This is a genomic window from Stenotrophomonas sp. PD6 (assembly GCF_049199305.1).
GTDB lineage: Bacteria > Pseudomonadota > Gammaproteobacteria > Xanthomonadales > Xanthomonadaceae > Stenotrophomonas.
The window spans coordinates 104,271-123,831 of the sequence record NZ_JBLZQD010000008.1; the positions used below are offsets into that span (position 1 = coordinate 104,271).

At 68.0% G+C, this 19,561-nt stretch carries 19 protein-coding genes; 5 read left to right on the forward strand and 14 right to left on the reverse strand.

What is annotated here, in order from left to right:
• Positions 1–24 precede the first annotated feature (24 nt).
• Complete coding sequence (gene glpK, locus ACOZHM_RS12890; protein WP_421569716.1) at positions 25–1,521, forward strand: glycerol kinase GlpK; 1,497 nt, start codon at positions 25–27, stop codon at positions 1,519–1,521.
• On the opposite strand, the gene ACOZHM_RS12895 is transcribed toward glpK, so the two are convergent.
• Complete coding sequence (locus tag ACOZHM_RS12895) at positions 1,518–2,312, reverse strand: MetQ/NlpA family ABC transporter substrate-binding protein (RefSeq protein WP_421569717.1); 795 nt, start codon at positions 2,310–2,312, stop codon at positions 1,518–1,520. The two genes, glpK and ACOZHM_RS12895, sit on opposite strands and share 4 nt — an antisense overlap.
• 185 nt (positions 2,313–2,497) lie before the next feature.
• Positions 2,498–3,463, reverse strand: coding sequence for a helix-turn-helix transcriptional regulator (locus ACOZHM_RS12900; RefSeq protein ID WP_421569718.1), 966 nt, complete (start codon positions 3,461–3,463; stop codon positions 2,498–2,500).
• A gap of 96 nt (positions 3,464–3,559) precedes the next feature.
• Here ACOZHM_RS12900 and ACOZHM_RS12905 point away from each other — a divergent pair, with 96 nt between their 5' ends.
• Together ACOZHM_RS12905 and ACOZHM_RS12910 are read left to right on the forward strand one after the other, a co-directional pair.
• A complete protein-coding gene (locus ACOZHM_RS12905) occupies positions 3,560–4,180 on the forward strand; it encodes a hypothetical protein (RefSeq protein ID WP_421569719.1) in 621 nt (206 codons plus the stop codon).
• Between the two features lie 117 nt (positions 4,181–4,297).
• Positions 4,298–5,074 carry a DUF481 domain-containing protein gene (locus ACOZHM_RS12910; protein ID WP_421569720.1) on the forward strand — a complete coding sequence of 259 codons (777 nt, stop codon included), beginning with the start codon at positions 4,298–4,300 and terminating at the stop codon, positions 5,072–5,074.
• A gap of 90 nt (positions 5,075–5,164) precedes the next feature.
• Here ACOZHM_RS12910 and hemC read toward each other — a convergent pair whose 3' ends face one another.
• From hemC to ACOZHM_RS12940, 6 genes are all read right to left on the reverse strand, one after another.
• Positions 5,165–6,076, reverse strand: coding sequence for a hydroxymethylbilane synthase (gene hemC / locus ACOZHM_RS12915; protein ID WP_421569721.1), 912 nt, complete (start codon positions 6,074–6,076; stop codon positions 5,165–5,167).
• Positions 6,077–6,086: 10 nt separating this feature from the next.
• The gene (locus ACOZHM_RS12920) at positions 6,087–6,815 is read right to left on the reverse strand and encodes a LytR/AlgR family response regulator transcription factor (RefSeq protein WP_421569722.1); all 729 of its coding nucleotides are present in this window, start codon (positions 6,813–6,815) and stop codon (positions 6,087–6,089) included.
• Positions 6,816–6,825: 10 nt separating this feature from the next.
• The gene (locus tag ACOZHM_RS12925; protein ID WP_421569723.1) at positions 6,826–7,872 is read right to left on the reverse strand and encodes a sensor histidine kinase; all 1,047 of its coding nucleotides are present in this window, start codon (positions 7,870–7,872) and stop codon (positions 6,826–6,828) included.
• A 3-nt stretch (positions 7,873–7,875) separates the two neighbouring features.
• Positions 7,876–8,550, reverse strand: a complete 675-nt coding sequence (locus ACOZHM_RS12930) for an alpha/beta hydrolase (RefSeq protein ID WP_421569724.1) — start codon at positions 8,548–8,550, stop codon at positions 7,876–7,878.
• 108 nt (positions 8,551–8,658) lie between these two features.
• Complete coding sequence (mdoH, locus tag ACOZHM_RS12935) at positions 8,659–10,563, reverse strand: glucans biosynthesis glucosyltransferase MdoH (protein WP_421569725.1); 1,905 nt, start codon at positions 10,561–10,563, stop codon at positions 8,659–8,661.
• 473 nt (positions 10,564–11,036) lie between these two features.
• A complete protein-coding gene (locus tag ACOZHM_RS12940; protein ID WP_313348036.1) occupies positions 11,037–11,201 on the reverse strand; it encodes a hypothetical protein in 165 nt (54 codons plus the stop codon).
• Positions 11,202–11,412: 211 nt separating this feature from the next.
• Between ACOZHM_RS12940 and ACOZHM_RS12945 the strand changes: the two genes are divergently transcribed.
• Positions 11,413–11,802 (forward strand): DUF2628 domain-containing protein, encoded by a 390-nt coding sequence (locus ACOZHM_RS12945; RefSeq protein WP_421569781.1) that lies wholly within the window; start codon positions 11,413–11,415, stop codon positions 11,800–11,802.
• A gap of 102 nt (positions 11,803–11,904) precedes the next feature.
• Here ACOZHM_RS12945 and ACOZHM_RS12950 read toward each other — a convergent pair whose 3' ends face one another.
• Complete coding sequence (locus ACOZHM_RS12950; protein ID WP_421569726.1) at positions 11,905–14,448, reverse strand: methyl-accepting chemotaxis protein; 2,544 nt, start codon at positions 14,446–14,448, stop codon at positions 11,905–11,907.
• Positions 14,449–14,672: 224 nt separating this feature from the next.
• Between ACOZHM_RS12950 and ACOZHM_RS12955 the strand changes: the two genes are divergently transcribed.
• Positions 14,673–14,975, forward strand: a complete 303-nt coding sequence (locus ACOZHM_RS12955; RefSeq protein ID WP_421569727.1) for a putative quinol monooxygenase — start codon at positions 14,673–14,675, stop codon at positions 14,973–14,975.
• A 31-nt stretch (positions 14,976–15,006) separates the two neighbouring features.
• On the opposite strand, the gene ACOZHM_RS12960 is transcribed toward ACOZHM_RS12955, so the two are convergent.
• The 5 genes from ACOZHM_RS12960 to ACOZHM_RS12980 are packed head-to-tail and all read right to left on the reverse strand — an operon-like array spanning position 15,007 to position 19,561.
• A complete protein-coding gene (locus ACOZHM_RS12960) occupies positions 15,007–16,947 on the reverse strand; it encodes a response regulator (RefSeq protein ID WP_421569728.1) in 1,941 nt (646 codons plus the stop codon).
• Positions 16,934–17,794, reverse strand: coding sequence for a sensor histidine kinase (locus ACOZHM_RS12965; RefSeq protein ID WP_421569729.1), 861 nt, complete (start codon positions 17,792–17,794; stop codon positions 16,934–16,936). The genes ACOZHM_RS12960 and ACOZHM_RS12965 overlap by 14 nt, the downstream gene beginning before the upstream one ends.
• Positions 17,791–18,807, reverse strand: coding sequence for an ATP-binding protein (locus ACOZHM_RS12970; protein WP_421569730.1), 1,017 nt, complete (start codon positions 18,805–18,807; stop codon positions 17,791–17,793). Before ACOZHM_RS12970 ends, ACOZHM_RS12965 begins: the two co-directional genes overlap by 4 nt.
• Positions 18,798–19,199, reverse strand: a complete 402-nt coding sequence (locus ACOZHM_RS12975; protein WP_421569731.1) for an anti-sigma regulatory factor — start codon at positions 19,197–19,199, stop codon at positions 18,798–18,800. The genes ACOZHM_RS12970 and ACOZHM_RS12975 overlap by 10 nt, the downstream gene beginning before the upstream one ends.
• Entirely contained in the window at positions 19,196–19,561 is a 366-nt protein-coding gene (locus ACOZHM_RS12980; RefSeq protein ID WP_421569732.1) for an STAS domain-containing protein, read from the reverse strand. The genes ACOZHM_RS12975 and ACOZHM_RS12980 overlap by 4 nt, the downstream gene beginning before the upstream one ends.

Here is a 19,561-nt window from a genome sequence, read left to right on the forward strand (position 1 = left end):
CCACGCCAGAACAACGGAACCCGCATGGACAAACGCTACGTACTCGCCATCGACCAGGGCACGACCAGCTCGCGCGCGATCCTGTTCGATCGCGGCGGGCGCGTGGTCGGGGTCGCCCAGCGCGAGTTTGCGCAGATCTTCCCGCAGCCTGGCTGGGTGGAACACGACCCGCGCGAGATACTGACCAGCGTCTATACCACCCTCACCGAACTGCTCAACCGCCAGCAGGTCGACCCGCGCCAGATTGCCGCGATCGGCATCACCAACCAGCGCGAGACCACCGTCGTGTGGGACAAGGCCACCGGGCAACCCATCCACAATGCCGTGGTGTGGCAGTCGCGGCAGAGCAACGAGATCTGCGAGCGGCTCAAGGCCGACGGGCACGAACCCCTGATCCGCGCACGCACCGGCCTGCTGGTGGATGCCTACTTCTCTGCCACCAAGATCCGCTGGATCCTCGACCACGTCGACGGCGCCCAGGCGCGCGCCGAGCGCGGTGAACTGCTGTTCGGCACCATCGACAGCTGGCTGGTGTGGAACCTCACGGGTGGTGCGCAGCACGTGACCGACTACAGCAACGCCTCACGCACGCTGCTGTTCAATATCCACACCCTTCAGTGGGACCCGGAACTGCTGGCGCTGCTGGATATTCCAGCGGCAATGCTGCCCGAGGTGCGCAGCTCCAGCGAGGTGTACGGCACCACCCGTGCCCAGTTCTTCTTCGACCAGCACATCCCCATCGCAGGCATCGCCGGCGACCAGCAGGCCGCGCTGTTCGGGCAGGCCTGCTTCGAGCCCGGCATGGTCAAGAACACCTATGGCACCGGCTGTTTCATGCTGATGCACACCGGCACCCAGGCGGTGACCTCCAACAACGGGCTGCTCACCACCCTGGCGTGGGGCATCGACGGCCAGGTCGAGTACGCATTGGAAGGCTCCATCTTCGTGGCCGGCTCGGTGGTGCAGTGGCTGCGCGACGGGCTGCGCATGTTCGGCAAATCCAGTGATTGCCAGGCCTACGCCGAACGCGCCACCGACAACGGGGGGGTCTATATGGTGCCCGCGTTCGTCGGCCTCGGCGCGCCGTACTGGCGCAGCGACGTGCGCGGCGCGGTGTTCGGCCTCAGCCGCGGCACCACCAAGGAGCATTTCATCCGCGCGGCGGTGGAGTCGATCGCCTACCAGACCCGCGACGTGCTGGCCGCGATGCAGGCCGATGCCGGTATCGCACTGAAGGAACTGCGCGCCGATGGCGGCGCCATCGCCAATGACTTCATGGCGCAGTTCCAGAGCGACCTGCTCGGGGTGCCGGTGCTGCGCCCGGAGGTGGCCGAGACCACCGCGCTGGGCGCAGCCTATCTGGCCGGGTTGGCGACCGGGTTCTGGACCGGCCGCGCGGAAATCGCCGAGCAGTGGGCGGTGGATCGCCGGTTCGTGCCGCAGATGGCGGTGAGCGAGCGCGAGGCCCTGTATGCCGGGTGGTTGCAGGCGGTGGAAGCCACGATGGGATTCCGGGTTTAGAACGCCGGCAGCACGGCGCCCTTGTACTTCTCGGCGATGAAGGCCTTCACTTCCGGGCTGGTCAGCGCCTTGGCCAGCTGCTGCACGCGCGGGTCGTCCTTGTTGTCCGGGCGGGCGACCAGGAAGTTCACGTACGGCGAATCCTTGCTTTCGATCGCCAGTGCGTCCTGGGTCGGGTTGAGCCCGGCATCCAGCGCGTAGTTGGTGTTGATCAGGGCCAGGTCGACCTGATCGAGCACGCGCGGCAGCATGGCCGAGTCCAGCTCGCGGAACTTGAGCTGCTTGGGGTTGGCGATGATGTCGCGCTGGGTAGCCAGCGCATTGGTCGGGTCCTTCAACGTGATCACGCCGGCTTTGTGCAGCAGGATCAGCGCGCGGCTGTTGTTGCTCGGGTCGTTGGGGATCACCACGTCGGCACCGACCGGCAGGTCGGCAAGCGACTTGAAGCGGCGCGAGTAGGCGCCGAACGGCTCGATGTGCACGCCGATGACCTTGGTCAGCTCGGTCTTGCGGTCACGGTTGTACGCGTCCAGGTAGGGCTCGGTCTGGAAGTAGTTCACGTCCACCTGCTTCTGCACCAGCTGGTCGTTGGGCTGCACGTAGTCGTTGAAGACCTTCACGTCCAGCTCCAGCCCTTCCTTCTGCAGGATCGGCTTGACCACTGCCAGGATCTCGGCATGCGGGACCGCGGTGGCCGCGACCACCAGCTTCTTGGAGTCGGTGGCCGGCTTGCCACAGGCCGCCAGGGCCAGCGAGGCGACGAGCAGCGGGAGCAACAGGGTCTTTTTCATGGGGGCGGGAATCCGGGGGGCTGCGGTAGCAGCCAACCATACCGCAAGCCCCGGGCGGACGGGTATCCCGGCCATATTACCGGGAGGAATGACCGTTCCAGTCCCGCGCAGCCACCCATGGGGTGGCTCTACGGGCACTAGCCATCATCGTAGAGCCACCCCATGGGTGGCTGCGCGGAGCCGCGTCATTCGTAATTGCTCAACGCCATCATCAACAACGCCTTGGCCTGCTCGCGCAGCATGACCGGCTCGATGATCTCGGCATCCGACCCGTAATGCAGCACGTCCATCAGCAACTCGCGCGACACGCTGTAAGGCACCTTGAGCTCGTAACGCCCATCAGCCAGGAAACGGCCCTGCTGCTTGGAATGCCAATGCTCGTCCGCCACCCAGCGGGCGGCCTTGGCGCTGAACACAATCGTCGCCCAGCCCTTGGGCGGGCCGGAGAAGATGCCGTAGCTGGCGCCCAGCTGTTCGTCCAGCTCGCTGTCGTCCACGTCGCGCGCGGTGGTATCGATCACCCGCGCCTTGTAGATGCGGTCCACCGCGAAGCTGCGCAGCCCCTCGCGGCCGTGGTCCCAGGCGTCCAGGTACCAGTTGTCGCGGTAATGGGTCATGCGCTGCGGCGACACAATGCGCTTGGTCGCCTCGTCGGTTGAACGGGCACGGTATTCGAAGCCCAGCTGCTTGCGCTCCAGCACCGCCGAGGCCACCGCGCGGAAGCTGGCTTCATCGAATTTGCGGCCCCGGTGCGGGATCACCCGCACCCGGTCCACCGGCCAGGTGGATACGCCAGCCTGCGCGGCCAGCAGCCCCTCGATGCGCTGCTGCAGCGGCGCCAGCACCGACGACAGCACGCCGCCGCCGGTACGCGAGAGCAGGTGCTGCGAGGCCAGCAGGGCGTGCAGCTCCTCGGAGCTGAGCCACAGGCCCGGCAACTCGAAGCGGTCGCTTTCGTCGTCCTGGTAGCGGAAGCCGGCCTCGCCGTCGCCCTCCACCGGCGCCATCAATGCGTCGCGCAGGAAGGCCAAGTCGCGGTAGACGGTGGCGCGCGAACACTCCAGTTTTTCCTGCAGGGTGGCCACCGTCACGGGGTAACGGGCGGACTTCAGCAGGCGATGCAGGGCGTTGATGCGTTCATATCGGTCCATGACCCGATTATGTCCGAGTCGCCGCCGTTGTGGCGGCCCTGACACCATCTTCGGCTATCGTGAAGGCCCGCCACCGCCCCCCGCCCCTTCCCCACCATGCGCCTGTTGCCTGCCGCCGTTGTGCTGTCCCTGTTGTTGTCCGCCTGCGAGCGCACACCGGCGCCCCCTGCCGGCGCTGCGCCCCTGTCCGTGCCGACACAGGTCCCGCCCGCCGCCGATCCGGTCCAGGCGGTGCTGGCAGCCAGCCAGCGTTTCGGCGAACTGCGCAGCTTCCACGCCACCCTGCAGATGCAGGGCCCACGCACGCTCAAGGTGGCCATGGACTTCGTGGCGCCCGACCGCTACCGGCTCGAGACCGACGAGGGCCTGCAGACCATCATCGGCGGCACGTTCTTCCTGCAGCGTGCCGGCGAGGTCCGCCAGGTGCCGGTACCGCCGGGCCTGCTTGCACAGTGGCGCAGCCCGCTGCCGGCCGATGCCGCGCCCGCCGACCTGCAGGTCGAGGACCTCGGCAGCGAGCGCGTGGCCGGCCAGCAGGCACGCAAATACCGCGTCCGGCATGCCACGGCAGCGCCGGATGGGCTGCTGTACTGGATCAACGGGGACGGCGTGCCGGTGCGGATCGAGCGGCAGGGCCAGACCAACGGGCAGGCCTTCCGCGCCACGGTGGACTACACGCGCTTCAACGACCCCGACCTGCGCATCGATGTCCCCTGAACAGGCGCGGAGTCCGAACCTCTCCTAAAGCGCGGGGGCGAGTTGGAAAAACGGCGTGAAGGCATCAAGTATCATCACCCGTTGCTCCTCCCCCCTGTCTGATCCGGAGAACCGTTGATGTTCCTGCGCGTGACGTTGCTTGCTTCCCTGTTGCTGAGTGCCCCGGTGGCCTTTGCCCAGGACACCATCGATCCGGCCGCGATGACCTCGCCGTGGAGCGGCAGCGGCGGCGAATTCGGCTTTGCCTCGGCCCGCGGCAACAGCAACACGGAAAGCGCCAACGGCCGTCTGCGCCTGCGCTACACCGACGACGACTGGGTGCACAGCCTGGACCTGTTCGGCCTGCGTTCGCGTTCGGAATACACCGAAACCAACGACGACGGCACCGTCACCAAGCGCAGCAACACCACCGCCAACCGTTACACCGGCAGCGCCGGCAGTGCGCTGCAGCTGGGCGAACACCGCCAGCTGACCGCCACGGTGCGTTACGAGCGCGACGATTTCGCCACCTACGACCGCCAGGGCTCGTTCGGTCTGGGTTACGGCACCCGGCTCATGGAAGGCGACCGCTTCTACATGGACGCCCAGATCGGCCCGGGTGTGCGCCGCACGCACAACACCGAGGACGATGAAACCCGCACCGGCCTGATCGGCCGCGGGCTGTTCGATGTGAAGTATTCGCTGACCCCGAACACCGACCTGGTCAACACCCTGCTGGTGGAATCGGGCTCGTACAACACCTTCGGCCAGAACGATTTCGGCGTGTCGGTGAGCATGAACGCACATCTGGCGCTGAAGGCCGGCTGGCAGGCGCGTTACAACAGCGACGTGGCCGAAGACAAGCGCAAGACCGATACGTTGACCACGATGAACGTGGTCTACAAGTTTAAATAAGTTGCGCGAAGCGCACCGCAACGCAACGTAGCGCCGGCCTCTGGCCGGCGTTTTTGTTTGCGGTAGGTACCGACCGTTGGTCGGTACGCGCTAGACCGCGAGCAATTCGCCGGCGCCGCCGTCCAACAGACCCTGCGCTACCGCCTTACCGAGCGCGTCCGGATGTGTTCCCGGACCGCGCGCCTCGGCGCGGATCAGGCGACCATCGGCCACGCCGCCAACCAGCCCCTGCAGGAACAGGTTCTCGCCTTCCCATTGCGCGTAGCCGGCAACCGGCACGTGGCAGCTGCCGTGCAGCGCACGATTCATGGCGCGCTCGGCTTCCACGCAGGCGCGCGTGCGCGCATCGTCGAGTGCAGCGAACAGCGCCATCACCTGGGCATCGTCGCCATTGCATTCCACCGTGACCGCGCCCTGGGCCGGTGCCGGCAGCCAGTCCGGCGCCGCGAGCCGCGCCACGATGCGCCCGCCCAGGCCCAGCCGCTCCAGCCCGGCCACGGCCAGCACGATGGCGTCGTAGCCGCCGTTGTCCAGCTTGGCCAGGCGCGTGTTGACGTTGCCGCGCAGGTCCAGCAGTTCCAGGTCCGGGCGCAGCGCGCGCAGCTGGGCCTGACGGCGCAGCGAGGACGTGCCCACGCGCGCGCCGATCGGCAGCGCGTCCAGCGAGGCATAAAGATTGGAGATGAAGCCGTCGGCCGGATCGTGGCGGGTCAGCATGGCCGGCAAGGCGAACGGCGCATCCAGCTCCATCGGCACGTCCTTGAGCGAATGTACCGCGCAGTCCGCGTCCCCTCGCAGCATGGCCAGTTCCAGTTCCTTGAGGAACAGGCCCTTGCCACCAATCGCGGCCAGCGAGCGGTCCAGCACTTCGTCGCCGCGCGTGCTCATCGGCACCAGCACCACATCCAGCCCCGGGTGGGCCTGGCGCAGGCGATCGGCGACGTGTTCGCTCTGCCACAAGGCAAGCGGGCTCTTTCGGGTGGCGATGCGCAGGGTGTTCATGCGCCCATTATTACAGGTGTTTCAGATCCTGCTTCAGGCTCGCCACGCAGCGGCGGCTGACTTCCAGCGGGGCCTTGCCATGCCGCAGCACCGCCTGCACCTGGCCTGCGCCATTCCGTCGCAGCTCGACCAGTTCGTGGCGCGCCACCAGGCAGTTGCGGTGGATCCGCACGAAGCGGCTGGCGAATTCCTCCTCCAGCGACTTCAGCGACTCCTCGATCAGGTCCTCGCCGCGCGCGTGATGGACCACCACGTACTTTTCCTCGGCCTGCATGTAGTGGATATCGTCGATCGGGATCAACCGCAGGCTGCCGCGCAGGCGCGCGCACAGCAACGTGCGGGCCTGCTGGCTGGGCGTGCTGGGCTGGCCGTTGCGGCCGGCCAGGAACGTGCGCGCGCGCTCCAGCGCAGCGGCCAGGCGCTCGGGACGCACCGGCTTCATCAGGTAATCGATGGCGGCCGCCTCGAACGCCGACAGCGCATGCGCGTCGTAAGCGGTGCAGAACACCACGGCCGGACGCGGATCGAAGGTGGCCAGGTGGCGCGCCGCCTCCAGTCCGTCCAGCCCGGGCATGGCGATGTCCAGCAGCACCAGGTCCGGCTGCAGCTCGGCGCAGGCATGCAGGGCCTGTTCGCCGTTCTCGGCCTCCGCCACTACCTGCACGCCGGGCTGTTCGGCCAGCAGGCTGCGCAGGCGCTCGCGGGCGAGGGGCTCGTCGTCGGCGATCACCACTTTCAAGCAGGCTTCCTCACTGGACGGGCACGAAGATGTCGCAGGCATAGTAGCCGCCGTCCCATGCCCCCGTCATCCGCGCCGCCGGCCCGAACCGCCAGGCCAGGCGGTGGGCGATGTTGCGCTGGGCGTGGCCGGCGCCCTGCATCAGCGGCAACGCGCGGGCGTCCGGGTCCGGCGCCGGATTCTGGATGCGCACATGCAGCGTGCCGCCGTCGCAGGACAGCGCGATGACGATGGTGCCGCCGTCGGGCAACCGCGAAATGCCATGCAGCACGGCATTTTCCACCAGCGGCTGCAGCACCAGGCGCGGCATCGCCAGCGTCCACGGCAGGGGTTCCTCACGCTGCCACTGCACCTGCAGACGCTCGCCCAGGCGCAGCGATTCGATCGACAGATAGGCCTCGGCCAGTTCGCACTCGGCCTGCAACGTGGAATCGCCCTCGCCTGCGCCCAGCGCGGCGCGGAACAGGTCCGACAGGTCCAACACCGCGCGTTCGGCAACCACCGGATCGCGTCGCACCAGGCTGGCGATGAGATTCATGCTGTTGAACAGGAAATGCGGGCGGATGCGCGCCTGCAGCGCGTCGGCCTGCGCGCGCGCATTGGCCACGGTCTGCGCGCCCCACCGGTCGCTGACATAGAAGTAGCGCAGCGCCAGCGCCACGATCAATGCGGTGACCGTGGCGCAGCCCAGCGTGAACCGCCAGAAGCCGATGACGCCGGCGAAGCCCTGCACGTCCAGCACCGCATACAGCGCGTGCACGATGCCGGTACAGAGCGCCGCGATCAGCGCGGCCATGCCAACCGCCAGCGCGGTACCCAGCATTTCGGGCAGGCGCGACAGCGTGGCGCGTGCCGCGCACAGACACACTGTCACGGCCAACGCCAACCACAACGCCAGGCCGCTTGCGGACAGGAACCCGGACACGCCCCAGTGTCGACTGCCATCCGGCACCAGCGCCACCACCACCACCACCAGCTCGGCCAGGCCGAGCATCGCCGCCAGCCGCGGCAGTCGGCACAGGTCGGGCAGCCAGGGCTGCTGGCGCAGGTCGTTCATGGCTCAGGGAGCCTTGAAGCGCGCGTCCAGCCAGTCGCCCAGCGCCTGCAGTTCCTCGGCGCAGACCTGGTGGGCCATGGGATAGGAATGCCACTCCAGCGGGAAGCCGAGCGCGCCCAGGGTCTGTGCGGTATGGGCGGCGATCGGCTGCGGAATCACCGGATCCTGCGCGCCGTGGGCCATGAACACCGGCGGGCGGATACCGTCCGCGACGCGGTTGGCGGCGGCCGCATCCGGGTCGGGAAGATAGGTGGAGAGTGCGATCACACCGGCAATCGGCCGCGTCCAGCGCAGCACCGCGCTGAGGATGATCGCCCCGCCCTGCGAGAAGCCGGCCAGCAGGATGCGCTCGGCGGGAATGCCGCGCGCGATCTCCTGTTCGACCAGTGCGTCCAGCGCCTGCACCGAGGCATCCACGCCGGCGGCATCGGCGCGCGAGCGGAAATCCATGCTGACGATGTCGTACCACGCGCGCATGCGCACGCCGTTGTTGATGGTGATCGGCTGCACCGGCGCATGCGGAAACACGAAGCGGATCGCCGGCCAGTGCGGGCGCAGCAGCTCGGGCACGATCGGCGCGAAGTCGTTGCCGTCCGCACCCAGCCCATGCAGCCAGAGCACGGCCCATTGCGGGTTGGGGGCGGTTTCGTTGACTACGGTTTCCAGCGGGTGCGACATCGTGCGGCTCCAGTACGTTCTGGCCGCATTATGCGTCCTGGAGCACAGCCACGCATGGCGTGGCTCTACGGTCGCGGGGCAGTCGCGGCCGCCGATCGCCTTTGCGGATCAGTGGGCGGCGCGTTCGGCGGCGGCGCGGCGCAGTTGCGCCGCACGCACCAGGATGGTCGGCGGGGCCGACTCCTCGGGAATGTCCATCAGCCCCAGGCGATGCAGCAGATCGCCGGCACGACGACCGGAGGTGAGCGCAACCACCGGAATGGCCAGCACCATGCCGATCACCACCGGCGCCATCCACGCGGCCAGCGCCGGCGACACCGCATAGGCCAGGACGCCCATGAACAGACCGAACACGCTCAGGCCACCGTAGCCCTTGATCAAGGCCGGCCAGGAAATGCCACCGTCATCGCGCTGCTGCGCGTCCCAGCCCGAGTCCTTGCCGGCGAGCACTTCGGCCACGCCGCGCGACTGCACGTACATCACCACCGGCGCCATCAAGGCCGCCAGCACGGTTTCCAGCAGCATCGACACGAACGCGCGGATGCCACCACCGCACCCGCGGCGCTCGACCGGGTCCAGCAGCATCGCGAAGTACCCCAGCACCTTGGGCAGCAGCAGCACCGCCATGGTGATGGCGAACATGCGGATCACCTGGGTCTCGTCCTGCTGGCGCCAGTAAACGCCGGGCGAGAGGTGCAGCATCTCGCTGAAGTCGATGCCGCCCTGGAACAGCGGAATCGCGATGCCGATCAGCATCAGCATCGCCCACATCGGCGCGGTGAAGTAGTGGCCGATGCCGATCATCATGTGCATGCGGCTGACCCAGTGCAGGCCCTTGGAGCCCACCACCTTGGCGTGCTGCAGGTTGCCCTGGCACCAGCGGCGGTCGCGCACCAGCATGTCGGTCAGGGTCGGCGGGCCTTCTTCGTAGCTGCCGCGCAGGTAGGGCACCATGTGCGTGGCCCAACCGCCGCGGCGCATCAGCGCCGCTTCCACGAAATCATGGCTGAGCACGTGGCCCCCGAAGGGCTGCCGGCCGGGCAGCGGCGGCAGCCCGGCGTTGTCGGCGAACGCCTCGGTGCGGATGACCGCGTTGTGCCCCCAGTAGTTGCTTTCCGCGCCATGCCACCAGGCCACGCCACGGCCGATCACCGGGCCATACACGCGCCCGCCGAACTGCTGCATGCGGGCGAACAGGGTGCGCCCGCCGATCACCGCCGGCAGCGTCTGGATCAGGCCGACATCGGGGTTGTGTTCCATGCCGGCGACCAGCCGCACGATGGTGTCTCCGGTCATCAGGCTGTCGGCGTCGAGGATCAGCATCTGCGGGTAGCCGGCACCGAAGCGGCGCACCCAGTCGGCGATGTTGCCCGCCTTGCGGCCGCTGTTGTCGCCACGGCGGCGGTAGAACAGGCGCTCATGCCCGCCGACTGCCGCGCACAGCTCGTCGAACGCCTGCTCTTCGGCGGCGCCGATGTCGTCGCGCCGGGTGTCGCTGAGCACGAAGAAGTCGAACTGTTCCAGCTGTCCGGTACTGGCCACCGATTCGTAGATGGCCTGCAGCCCGGCGAGCAGCCGGCGCGGGTCTTCGTTGTAGGTCGGCATCAGCAGCGCGGTGCGGGTGTGCACCTGCGGCAGCGGCTGGTCCGGATCGATGCCCAGCTTGTAGCCCCGGTCGAACACGGCCGTGAGGAACCCCGCCACGGCACCGGCAAAAGAAAGCGCGATCCAGGCGAAGAGGGCCACGAACAGCACCAGCAGGCAGCCTTCCAGCACGGAGAGGCCGTTGATGGACAGCACCTTCCACATCATGTGGGTGGCGGCCACGGTCATCGCCGCGGTGCCACCGAAGATATAGAAGCGGCGCAGCGCGATCATGCGCGGCGCGGTGCGCTGGCGCCGTACCTGCAGCCGGCCGTCGCGGAAGGTCTGTTCGGGCATGCCCAGGGGGGATTCGGCGGGCAGCACCGAGCGCCCCGCGTCGAGCGTGGCGTTGACTGTCTGCACACTCATGCCGGGCTACCCTGCGTGACACGCGTCCAGCCGGCGTTACCCGGCAGCTGATGGGTCATCCCGATCCCGGCGCGCACCCCGGCGCTGCTGTGTCCTGGGCGGGCACGGCCGTGGTCGGCGCCCCGCTGATGTCTGTGACTACCGGAACCCACGAACTCTCCAACCGCTTGGGACGAAAAATGCGGCCCAGCATAGGGGGGCAAATGTAAGCCGGGCGCGAAGGGGTCTCTCGGCGATTTCTCCCCATTCAGCAAACTCAAGCAGCCAGCCGGCCGGGCCCGGTGCGACAATTGGCCGCGGGCCTTGCCGCATAAGGTTTTCCCTATTCAGCGCTCCCCGCAGGGTCCCGCTAGGGCGCCGGCAGCGCAGGTGCGTCCGGCACTGCCGCCGCGACGGCGGCGTCCCGTGTCCTGCGCAATGTCGGGCCTGCCCGACCGGCCAGCTGGCGACCGGCCGCAACCCGGCCGGGCACGTCAGGCCGGCGTGGCCTCGACAGCGACGTCGGTTTCAACCGGCGGCCGCGCCAGTGCGCGCGAACCGACGTGGGAATACTGCAGCTGTGCCAGCAGATGCTGCGCCTGGGTGGCGATCGGGCACGGCGCGATCCGCGGGCCGGCCTGAGGGCGCTCAGGGGACATCACTACACTCGACATGGTCTGGTTTCTCTTGGCATTCCAAATACGCCGCGGGGCTCCCTGCCGCGCGGAATGCGAACCCTATATGAATTTTCGGACGAATGTGTGACGTCACGCTGGCGGCGGGATATCACCACGGCCAGGCGTCAGAGAACTGGCGCGAAATGATAGCCAACGACTATCATGTAAACGTTTTCAACCTTACTAGATGGATATGGATTCCAACATCGCACCCGCCGTCAGCCCCAAGTGGCAGTTCCGCTTCAACTTCTTCAACACCTACGGCGCGCCCAACACGCCCGCCTTCAAGGCGGCCTACAAGGCACTGCCGTTCGGCCAGAAGATCAAGGTCAACTTCAACTTCTTCGCCCTGTTCTTCGGCTGCATCTACCTTTTCATCCTCGGGATGTGGCGCAAGGCGTTGACCATCGTCGGCCTGACCGTCGTGCTGGCCGTCGCGCTGGCGTTCCTGCCCGACGTGGTCGGCCGGGGCCTGGCGTTCGCCTGGTCGCTGCTGATCGCGCTGACCACCAACTACAACTACTACCTGGAAAAGGTAAAGGGTGACACCAGCTGGAACCCCTTCCAGGGCATGCGCTGGTAAGCCCTTCGGCCCCGCTGCAGGCAAAGAAAGCCCGGTCACCCGACCGGGCTTTTTCGTTGGCGCGGCGGCCGGCAGGTCGAGCCCGGGCGTCGCTCGGTGGCGTCAGCCCGTTCGCCGCATCCGCGCGACCTGCGGCGCGCTGCCCGCAGCGGTACCTGCCTCGGTGCGGAAGCTGGCCACGGCCGTGCCCAGATGCTGGGCCTGCTCTTCCATGGCACGGGCAGCGGCCGTGGCTTCTTCGACCAGCGCCGCGTTCTGCTGGGTGGTCTCGTCCATCTGGGTGATGGTCTGGTTGACCTGCTCGATGCCGGCGGACTGCTCCTTCGAAGCGGCGGAGATCTCGGCCATGATGTCGTTCACCCGGCGCACGCCGGTCACGATGTCCTGCATGGTGCGCCCCGCCGTCTGCACCAGCGCCGAGCCCTCGGTGACCTGCGCGACCGAGTCGTCGATCAGGTGCTTGATCTCCTTGGCGGCGCCGGCCGAGCGCTGCGCCAGCGCGCGCACTTCGGTGGCCACCACCGCAAACCCGCGTCCCTGTTCCCCCGCACGCGCCGCTTCCACGGCGGCGTTGAGCGCCAGGATGTTGGTCTGGAAGGCAATGCCATCGATCACCGAGATGATCTCGGCGATCCGCTTGGACGACGATTCGATGCCGGCCATGGTGCTGACCACCTGCCCCACGACGCGCCCACCCTGCTCGGCCACGTCGGCGGCACCCGCCGCCAGCTGGTTGGCCTGTACGGCGTGATCGGCGTTCTGGCGCACGGTGGAGGTGAGTTCCTCCATCGACGCCGCGGTCTCTTCAAGGCTGGCCGCCTGCTGTTCGGTGCGGCGCGACAGATCGCTGTTGCCCGAGGCGATCTCGCCGGCGGCCAGGTTGATGCTGGCGGTGGCCTGCTGGATACGGCCGACGATGTCGGTCAGCTGGGTCACGGTGGTATCGGCATCGTCACGCATGCGCGCGAATACGCCGTGGAACTCGCCCTGCATGCGGGCAGTCAGGTCGCCGGCGGCGATGGCGCGCAGCAGCGCGGAGATCTGCTGCAGGTTGTCGTCGCTGACCTGCATCATGGTGTTGAGGTTCTCCACCATGGCACGGAAGTCGTGGTCGAAGTGGACCACGTCGCCGCGCTGGGTGAAGTCGCCCAGCGCCGCCGCGCCGGCCAGGTCGCGGATCTGGGTATTGATCGCACGCAGGTTGGCCTTGGTGGTATCCATGGCATCGGTGAACGCGGCCTGCTCGCCGGGGAGGCGGTCCATGTCCTGCGACAGGTCACCCACCGCATAGCGCTGCATCACGTCGACCAGGCGATGCGTCACGGCGATGTTGGCGCCGACCAGCTGGTTGGTGTCGCCCACCATACGCCCGTACTCGCCGGGAAACGCCTCGGCATCCATGCGATAGCTGAGCTCACCGGCTTCGTGGCGACGCGCCATGTCGCCCTGCGCAGCCATCACTGCGCGCAGCTGGCCGCGCATGCGCTGCATGGAATCCAGCAGGCGGCCGACTTCGTCGTCGCGCGCCGGCGGCAACGGCGTATCCAGACGCCCCTCGGCCACATCGGCCGACAGGCGAACCGCATCGGCCAGCGGACGGATCGCCTGTCGGCGCAGCAGCACGTACACGCTGGCGCTCAGCACCAGTGCGGCGCCGAAGCCCACGCCGAGAATGATCCACAGCAGCGCGCGCGCCTGTGCGGTAATCAATGCATACGGCACGATCACACCCAGCGCAAAGCGTTCCTGGCTGCCACCGATGCGCAGCGGAACGTACGCCTTGACGTTGCCGGCGGCATCGGGCGTGAAGGCTTCGAAGCGCTGGTCTTTGGCGACGGCCGCCAGCACCTGCGCAGTCAGCGCATCGTCGCGGCGTTGGCCGATCTGCTTGGCGTCCTGCGCGGCGAGCACGATGCCGCCGGGCGAGATGAGTTCCACATGGCCCTCGCCCATCGGGCGCAGCGCGGCGAGTCGCTCCTGCAATGCCGCCAGGCCGAAGTCGACGGTGACCGCGCCGAGGAACTCGCCGTTGTCGAGCACTGGCGTGGACAGCGTCGTCATCAGTACCTTCCTGCCCGCGATCTCATACGCGTAGGGCTCGCTCACGGTCTGCCGCTTGAGCGCGCGCGGGCGCAGGTACCAGTCGCCATCGCCGGGCACGTCGTAACCCTTCAGGACATCCTGCACCGGCGTGCCGCCCTGCCAGGCCCAATAGCTCATGAAGCGGCCGGTGTCGTCGTGGGCCTCGGCGCCGACGAAGTCCGCGTCCTTGCCATCGAAGGCCTGCGGTTCCCACAGCGTGCCCAGCCCCACCCACTCCGGGTGCGACTGCGTCTGCTGCTGCAGGATATGGGCAGCGGTTGCGCGCGACAGACCGCCTTCGCGGTGCTGCACCACCAGGCTGTCGGCCAGCGCCTGGCTGGTGGCGAACGCCGCCGCGAGGTCCGCGCCGACCCGGCGCGATTCTGCCTCGGCCTGACTTTCCATGGTCCGCCGCGACGATTCCAGCAATGCCTGGCTGGCCTCGTGATAGCTCAGGGCGGCGGTAACACCGAAGCACAGCATGGCAATCAGCGCCGTACCCAGCATCAGCCGGTTGGCGATGCTGCCGGGGCGCTTGGAAGCGGTCGAGCGGGACGCGGACATGGGGGTGTTCCAGGCAGGAGTACTGAACAGCGCGCGCCGAGGGCGCCGCTACTACGTCACGCAGTCCATTGCGGCCCGGCGGGCCGGGTCATGAGCTGGTAGCGGCCCTGTCCTGCCAATGTTGAGCGCCGGATCCTGACCGGGTTCAGCGAAGGGTGCCGCGCATTGACCGTCGCACCCGGCCGGCGCACGCTGCGCGTTCTTCCACAGGCAGGCGCACGCACATGTATGGACTGATCGGCAAGATGAACATCGCTCCCGGCGAGCGCGACGGGGTCATCGCGATCCTGCTGGAGGGTACCCAGGCCATGCCGGGGTGCCGGAGCTATGTGGTGGCGAAGGATCCCGCCAATGCCGATGCCATCTGGATCAGCGAAGTCTGGGACAGCGCCGAGCTGCACCATGCGTCGCTGGCGTTGCCCGGTGTGCAGCAGGCCATCGCGCGCGCACGGCCGCATATCACCGGTTTCGGCGAGCGCTTCGAAACCGAACCGGTGGGGGGCCATGGGCTGGCCGCAGGCGACTGACGGCAGCGGCCGCGCTGGGGCCGCTACGCGATCAGGCTGGACCGAACATCGCGCGCACGCTGCGCAGCAGCTCGTGCACGCTGAACGGCTTGGGCAGCAGCGACATGCCTTCGCCGAGGAATTCGTGCCGCACGGCGGCACTCTCCGTATAGCCGGTGATGAACAGCACCGGCAGCGTCGGGCGCAGCGCGCGCGCGGCATCGGCCAGCTCGCGGCCGTTCATGCCCGGCAGGCCGACATCGGACAGCAGCAGCTGCACCTCGCGGTCCGAATGCAGCTCCAGCAACGCCTGCTGGGCATTGATCGCCTCCACCACCTGGTAGCCGGATTCGATCAGCATCTCGCGCACCATCATGCGCACCGAGTCGGTATCGTCCACGAGCAGGATGCGCTCGGCCTGGCCGCGCTGCACCTGCAGCGGCGACGCCGCCTCTTCTTTCATCGGCTGCTGGCCTTCGGGCAACAGCAGTTCGATCTCGGCGCCGTCGCCCTGTTCACTGGCGATGCGGGCGCTGCCGCCGGACTGGCGGGCGAACCCGTAGGTCATCGACAGCCCCAGGCCGGTGCCCTCGCCCTGCGGCTTGGTGGTGAAGAACGGCTCGAACACCTTGCCCAGCAGTTCGAGCGGAATACCGCTGCCGTTGTCGATCACCTTGACGCTGATGTACTGGCCCGGCGACAGCTCATGGTCGCGCTCGATCAGGGTACGACCGGCGCGGATCCGGATCAGGCCAGAGCCGGCCAGGGCATCGCGTGCATTGATGACCAGGTTGAGCATGACGTTCTCGAACTGGTTGGGGTCGGCCACCGCCACCAGCGGTTCCGTCCCCAGCTCCAGTTCCAGTTCGATGTTCTCGCCGATCGAGCGCCGCAGCATGTCTTCCAGTGAACGGACCCGGGCCACCACGTCGAAGGCCTGCGGGTCCAGGGGCTGCTTGCGGGCGAAGGCCAGCATGCGCTGGGTCAGCGCCGCCGCGCGGTGCGCCGATGCGGTCGCGATGTCCACATAGCGCGCGGTCTTGTCCCACTTGCCGGCGCTGGCCGACATCTCGATCATGTCCAGCCCGGAAATGATGGTGGTCAGCAGGTTGTTGAAGTCGTGCGCGATGCCGCCGGTGAGCTGGCCCAGCGAGTCCATCTTCTGCGACTGCATCAGCTCCATTTCGGTGCGTTCGCGTTCGGCGATCTGGAACGCCAGTTCGCTGGTGGCGCTCTCCAGTTCCTGGCGCTGCTCCAGTTCGCGCACGTGGCGCTCGGTGATGTCCTCGACCAGCACCAGGCCCAGCCCGGGCGCGCTGTAGGGCGTCACCCGCCATTCGGTCACGCGCCGGCTGCCCTGCACCTGCAACGCGAACGTGCCCTGCCAGCGCTCGCCTTCGGCCAGCGCCACTTTCAGCGCGCTCAGCGGCGCGACCTGGTTTTCGAGCAGCAACTCGACCCGCCCGGAACCGAGGTCATCGCCGAGCAGGCGCTTGAACGCGTCGTTGGCCTCATGCACCTGCAACTGCGCATCGAGCACGCCGATCGGCGCATAGATCTGGCGGAAGATTTCGCCAAAGCGCGCTTCGGCCTCCCGCAATGCCTCTTCGGCACGGCGCGCGCGCAACAGGCTGCGCAGCGTGGCCAGCAGCACATCCGGGTCCACCGGGTGGATCAGGTACGCATCGGCGCCGGCGTTCAGGCCGGTGATGAGATCACCGGTGGCGATGGACGCCGCCGACACATGCACCACCGGCAGCAGCTGCATGCGCGGATCGGCACGCAGCTGACGGACCACGTCGAAACCGCTCGTATCGGGCAGATTGACGTCCAGCACCAGCGCACCGAAATCCTGTTCGGCCAGCCGCTGCAGGCCTTCGCCACCGGTACCGGCTTCCTCGACGCTGAAGCCGTGGTGTTCCAGCACCCGGCGCACCGAGTAGCGGGTGGCCGCGTTGTCATCCACCACCAGGATCGTGTCACGCATCGGCATCGACGGGCTCCGCGGCCAGGTTGAGCGGCAGGATGACATGGAATTCCGAGCCGACGCCGACCGCGCTGACCACGCCAACCCGCCCGCCCAGCAGCTCGGCGAAACGCTTGCACAACGACAGGCCCAGGCCGGTGCCGCGCAGGCGCTTCTGCAGCGGCGAATCGACCTGCACGAAGTCCTCGAACAGGGTTGGCAATACGTCCTGCGGAATGCCGACACCGGTATCGCGCACACTGAAGCGCACCGAGTGGTTGTCCACCAGCTGGGCCGACACCACCACCTGCCCGTTCGGGGTGAACTTGAGCGCATTGGAAATGAAGTTGCGCAGGATCTGCGCCAGCTTCTTGTCGTCGGTATACAGCAACGGCAGCGGCGGCGGGTCCTCGAACAGCAGGTCCACCTGGTTGCCTTCGACCAGCGGGCGGAACATGCCGCGCAGTGCGGAGAACAGGTCCATCAGGTCGAACCAGGCCGGCGAGATGGTGATGCGCCCGGCTTCGATCTTGGCCAGGTCCAGCAGGTCATCAACCATCTCGCGCAGTTCGCTGGCCGAGCCGCTGATGAAGCGCACCTGGCGGCGCTGCTCGTCGGTCAGCGGGCCATCCATGCCGTCTTCCAGCAGCCGGGTCATGCTCAGGATCGAGCCCAGCGGGGTGCGGAACTCATGGCTCATGTAGGACAGGAACCGGCTCTTCAGCTCGGACACTTCACGCAGCTGCTCGGCCTGCTGGTCCAGTTCGGCGTACAGGGCGAGCACGCCCTGGTTGGTTTCTTCCAGCTCGGTGCGCAGCGCGTCGGCTTCCGCACGCAGCTGGTCGAGTTCCTGTTCGGGTGAAAGCGCGTTCAATGCAGGTCTCCGAGCCGCAGGGCGATGATGCCGGTGTCGTCGCGGCCGCGATCGAAATCGCGCTGCAGCACCGCCACGATCAGCGCCGGGTGGCGATGGAACAGGCCGGGGTAAGCGCGCAGGCTCCAACGCGCCTGCAGTCCATCACTGTGCATGAGCAGCAGCGTGCCTGCGGCCGCGTGAAAATGGAATGGTTGCGCCTTGCGGAACTGCACCCCGACGATGCCCGGGTGCGAGGCCAGGCCGCGGGTGGTGGTCGGTTCGCACAGGGTGGCCGAGATGTTGCCGATGCCGGCGAACTCCAGGGCGCCGCTGCCCACATTCACGGTGGCAACGGCCGCGGCGCCGCCGCGGGTACCGGACATGGCCGCATGCAGCGCACCAATCACGTCCGCCGCCGCCGCATTGCCACGCTCGGCCGCGGCGGCCACACCGGCCTGCGCCGCATCCGAGGCGGGCAGCCCGTGGCCGAGGCCGTCGATCAGCGTCACCCCCACCGACTGGGCATCGGCGCGCAGGTGCCAGGCGTCGCCGCACGCCACCTCGTGCCGCATCGCCAGGCGCAGGGCGCCGTACGGGACATCCACATCGCGGGCCGCGCGGCTGGCGTAGATGCGTGCCACCACCACGCTGCCCTTGTCGTCGGACCAGGCGTCGAGCACCGTGGCCTGGCGCCGGATCGCGCCCAGCCCCAGGCCCTGGGTGCCCCCGGTCGAATAGCCATCCGGCATGGCCTCGGCCAGCGAGAAGCCCGGCCCGGCATCCAGCGTGCACAGCTCAATGCCGTTACCACCACGCCCGCACACCACGGACAGGTACATGCGCCCGCCACCTCCGTGCTTGATCACGTTGGTGGCTAGCTCGGTGGCCGCCAGGGCCACACGCCCGGCGTCCATCTCGTCGAAGCCGATGGCATCGGCCATGGACAGCGCCTCGCGGCGGGCCTGGCCCACCTGCGACACTTCCTCCACGACCACTACCCGGGTAACGCGGCCGGCAAAGTTCAGATCCATTTGGTGATGGCGACCCGCGTGCCTTCGCCGGGCGCACTCTCCAGCTCGAACACGTCCACCAGCCGCCGGGAACCGGACAGGCCCAGTCCCATGCCGTTGCCGGAGGTCCAGCCATCGGTCAGCGCCTGGGCGACATCCGGGATGCCCGGGCCGTTGTCCGAGAACACCAGCCGCAGGCCACGGCGCACGCCGCTGTCCACCACGTCCCAGGTCATGCTGCCGCCGCCACCGTAGATCACGGCGTTGCGGGCCAGCTCACTGGCCGCGGTGACCAGCTTGGTCTGGTCGATCAGCCGCAGCTTGCAGGCCACGGCCGCCTGGCGCGCCGCCTGGCGGGCCAGCACCACGTCCTGTTCCACGCGGATCGGCAACGAGCCACTGACGCCGGTCATGACGCCTCTTCGTCGGGCTGCCGCAACAGGTGCATGCCACGCTCGACATTGAGCGCGGTGCGCACGCCGGTGAGGGTCAGGCCCAGTTCCACCAGTGTGATCGCCACGGCCGGCTGCATGCCCACCACCACGGTGGTGGCATCCATGATCCGGGCCAGCGAGGAGATGGTGGAGATCATGCGACCGATGAACGAGTCCACGATGTCCAGCGCGGAGATATCAATCAGCACACCACGCGCGGAGGTCACGCGGATCTTCTCGGTCAGGTCGTCCTGCAGCGTCAGCGCGAGCTGGTCGTGCATGTCCACCTGGATGGTCACCAGCAGCAGATCGCCCATCTGCAGGATAGGGATGCGGTCCAT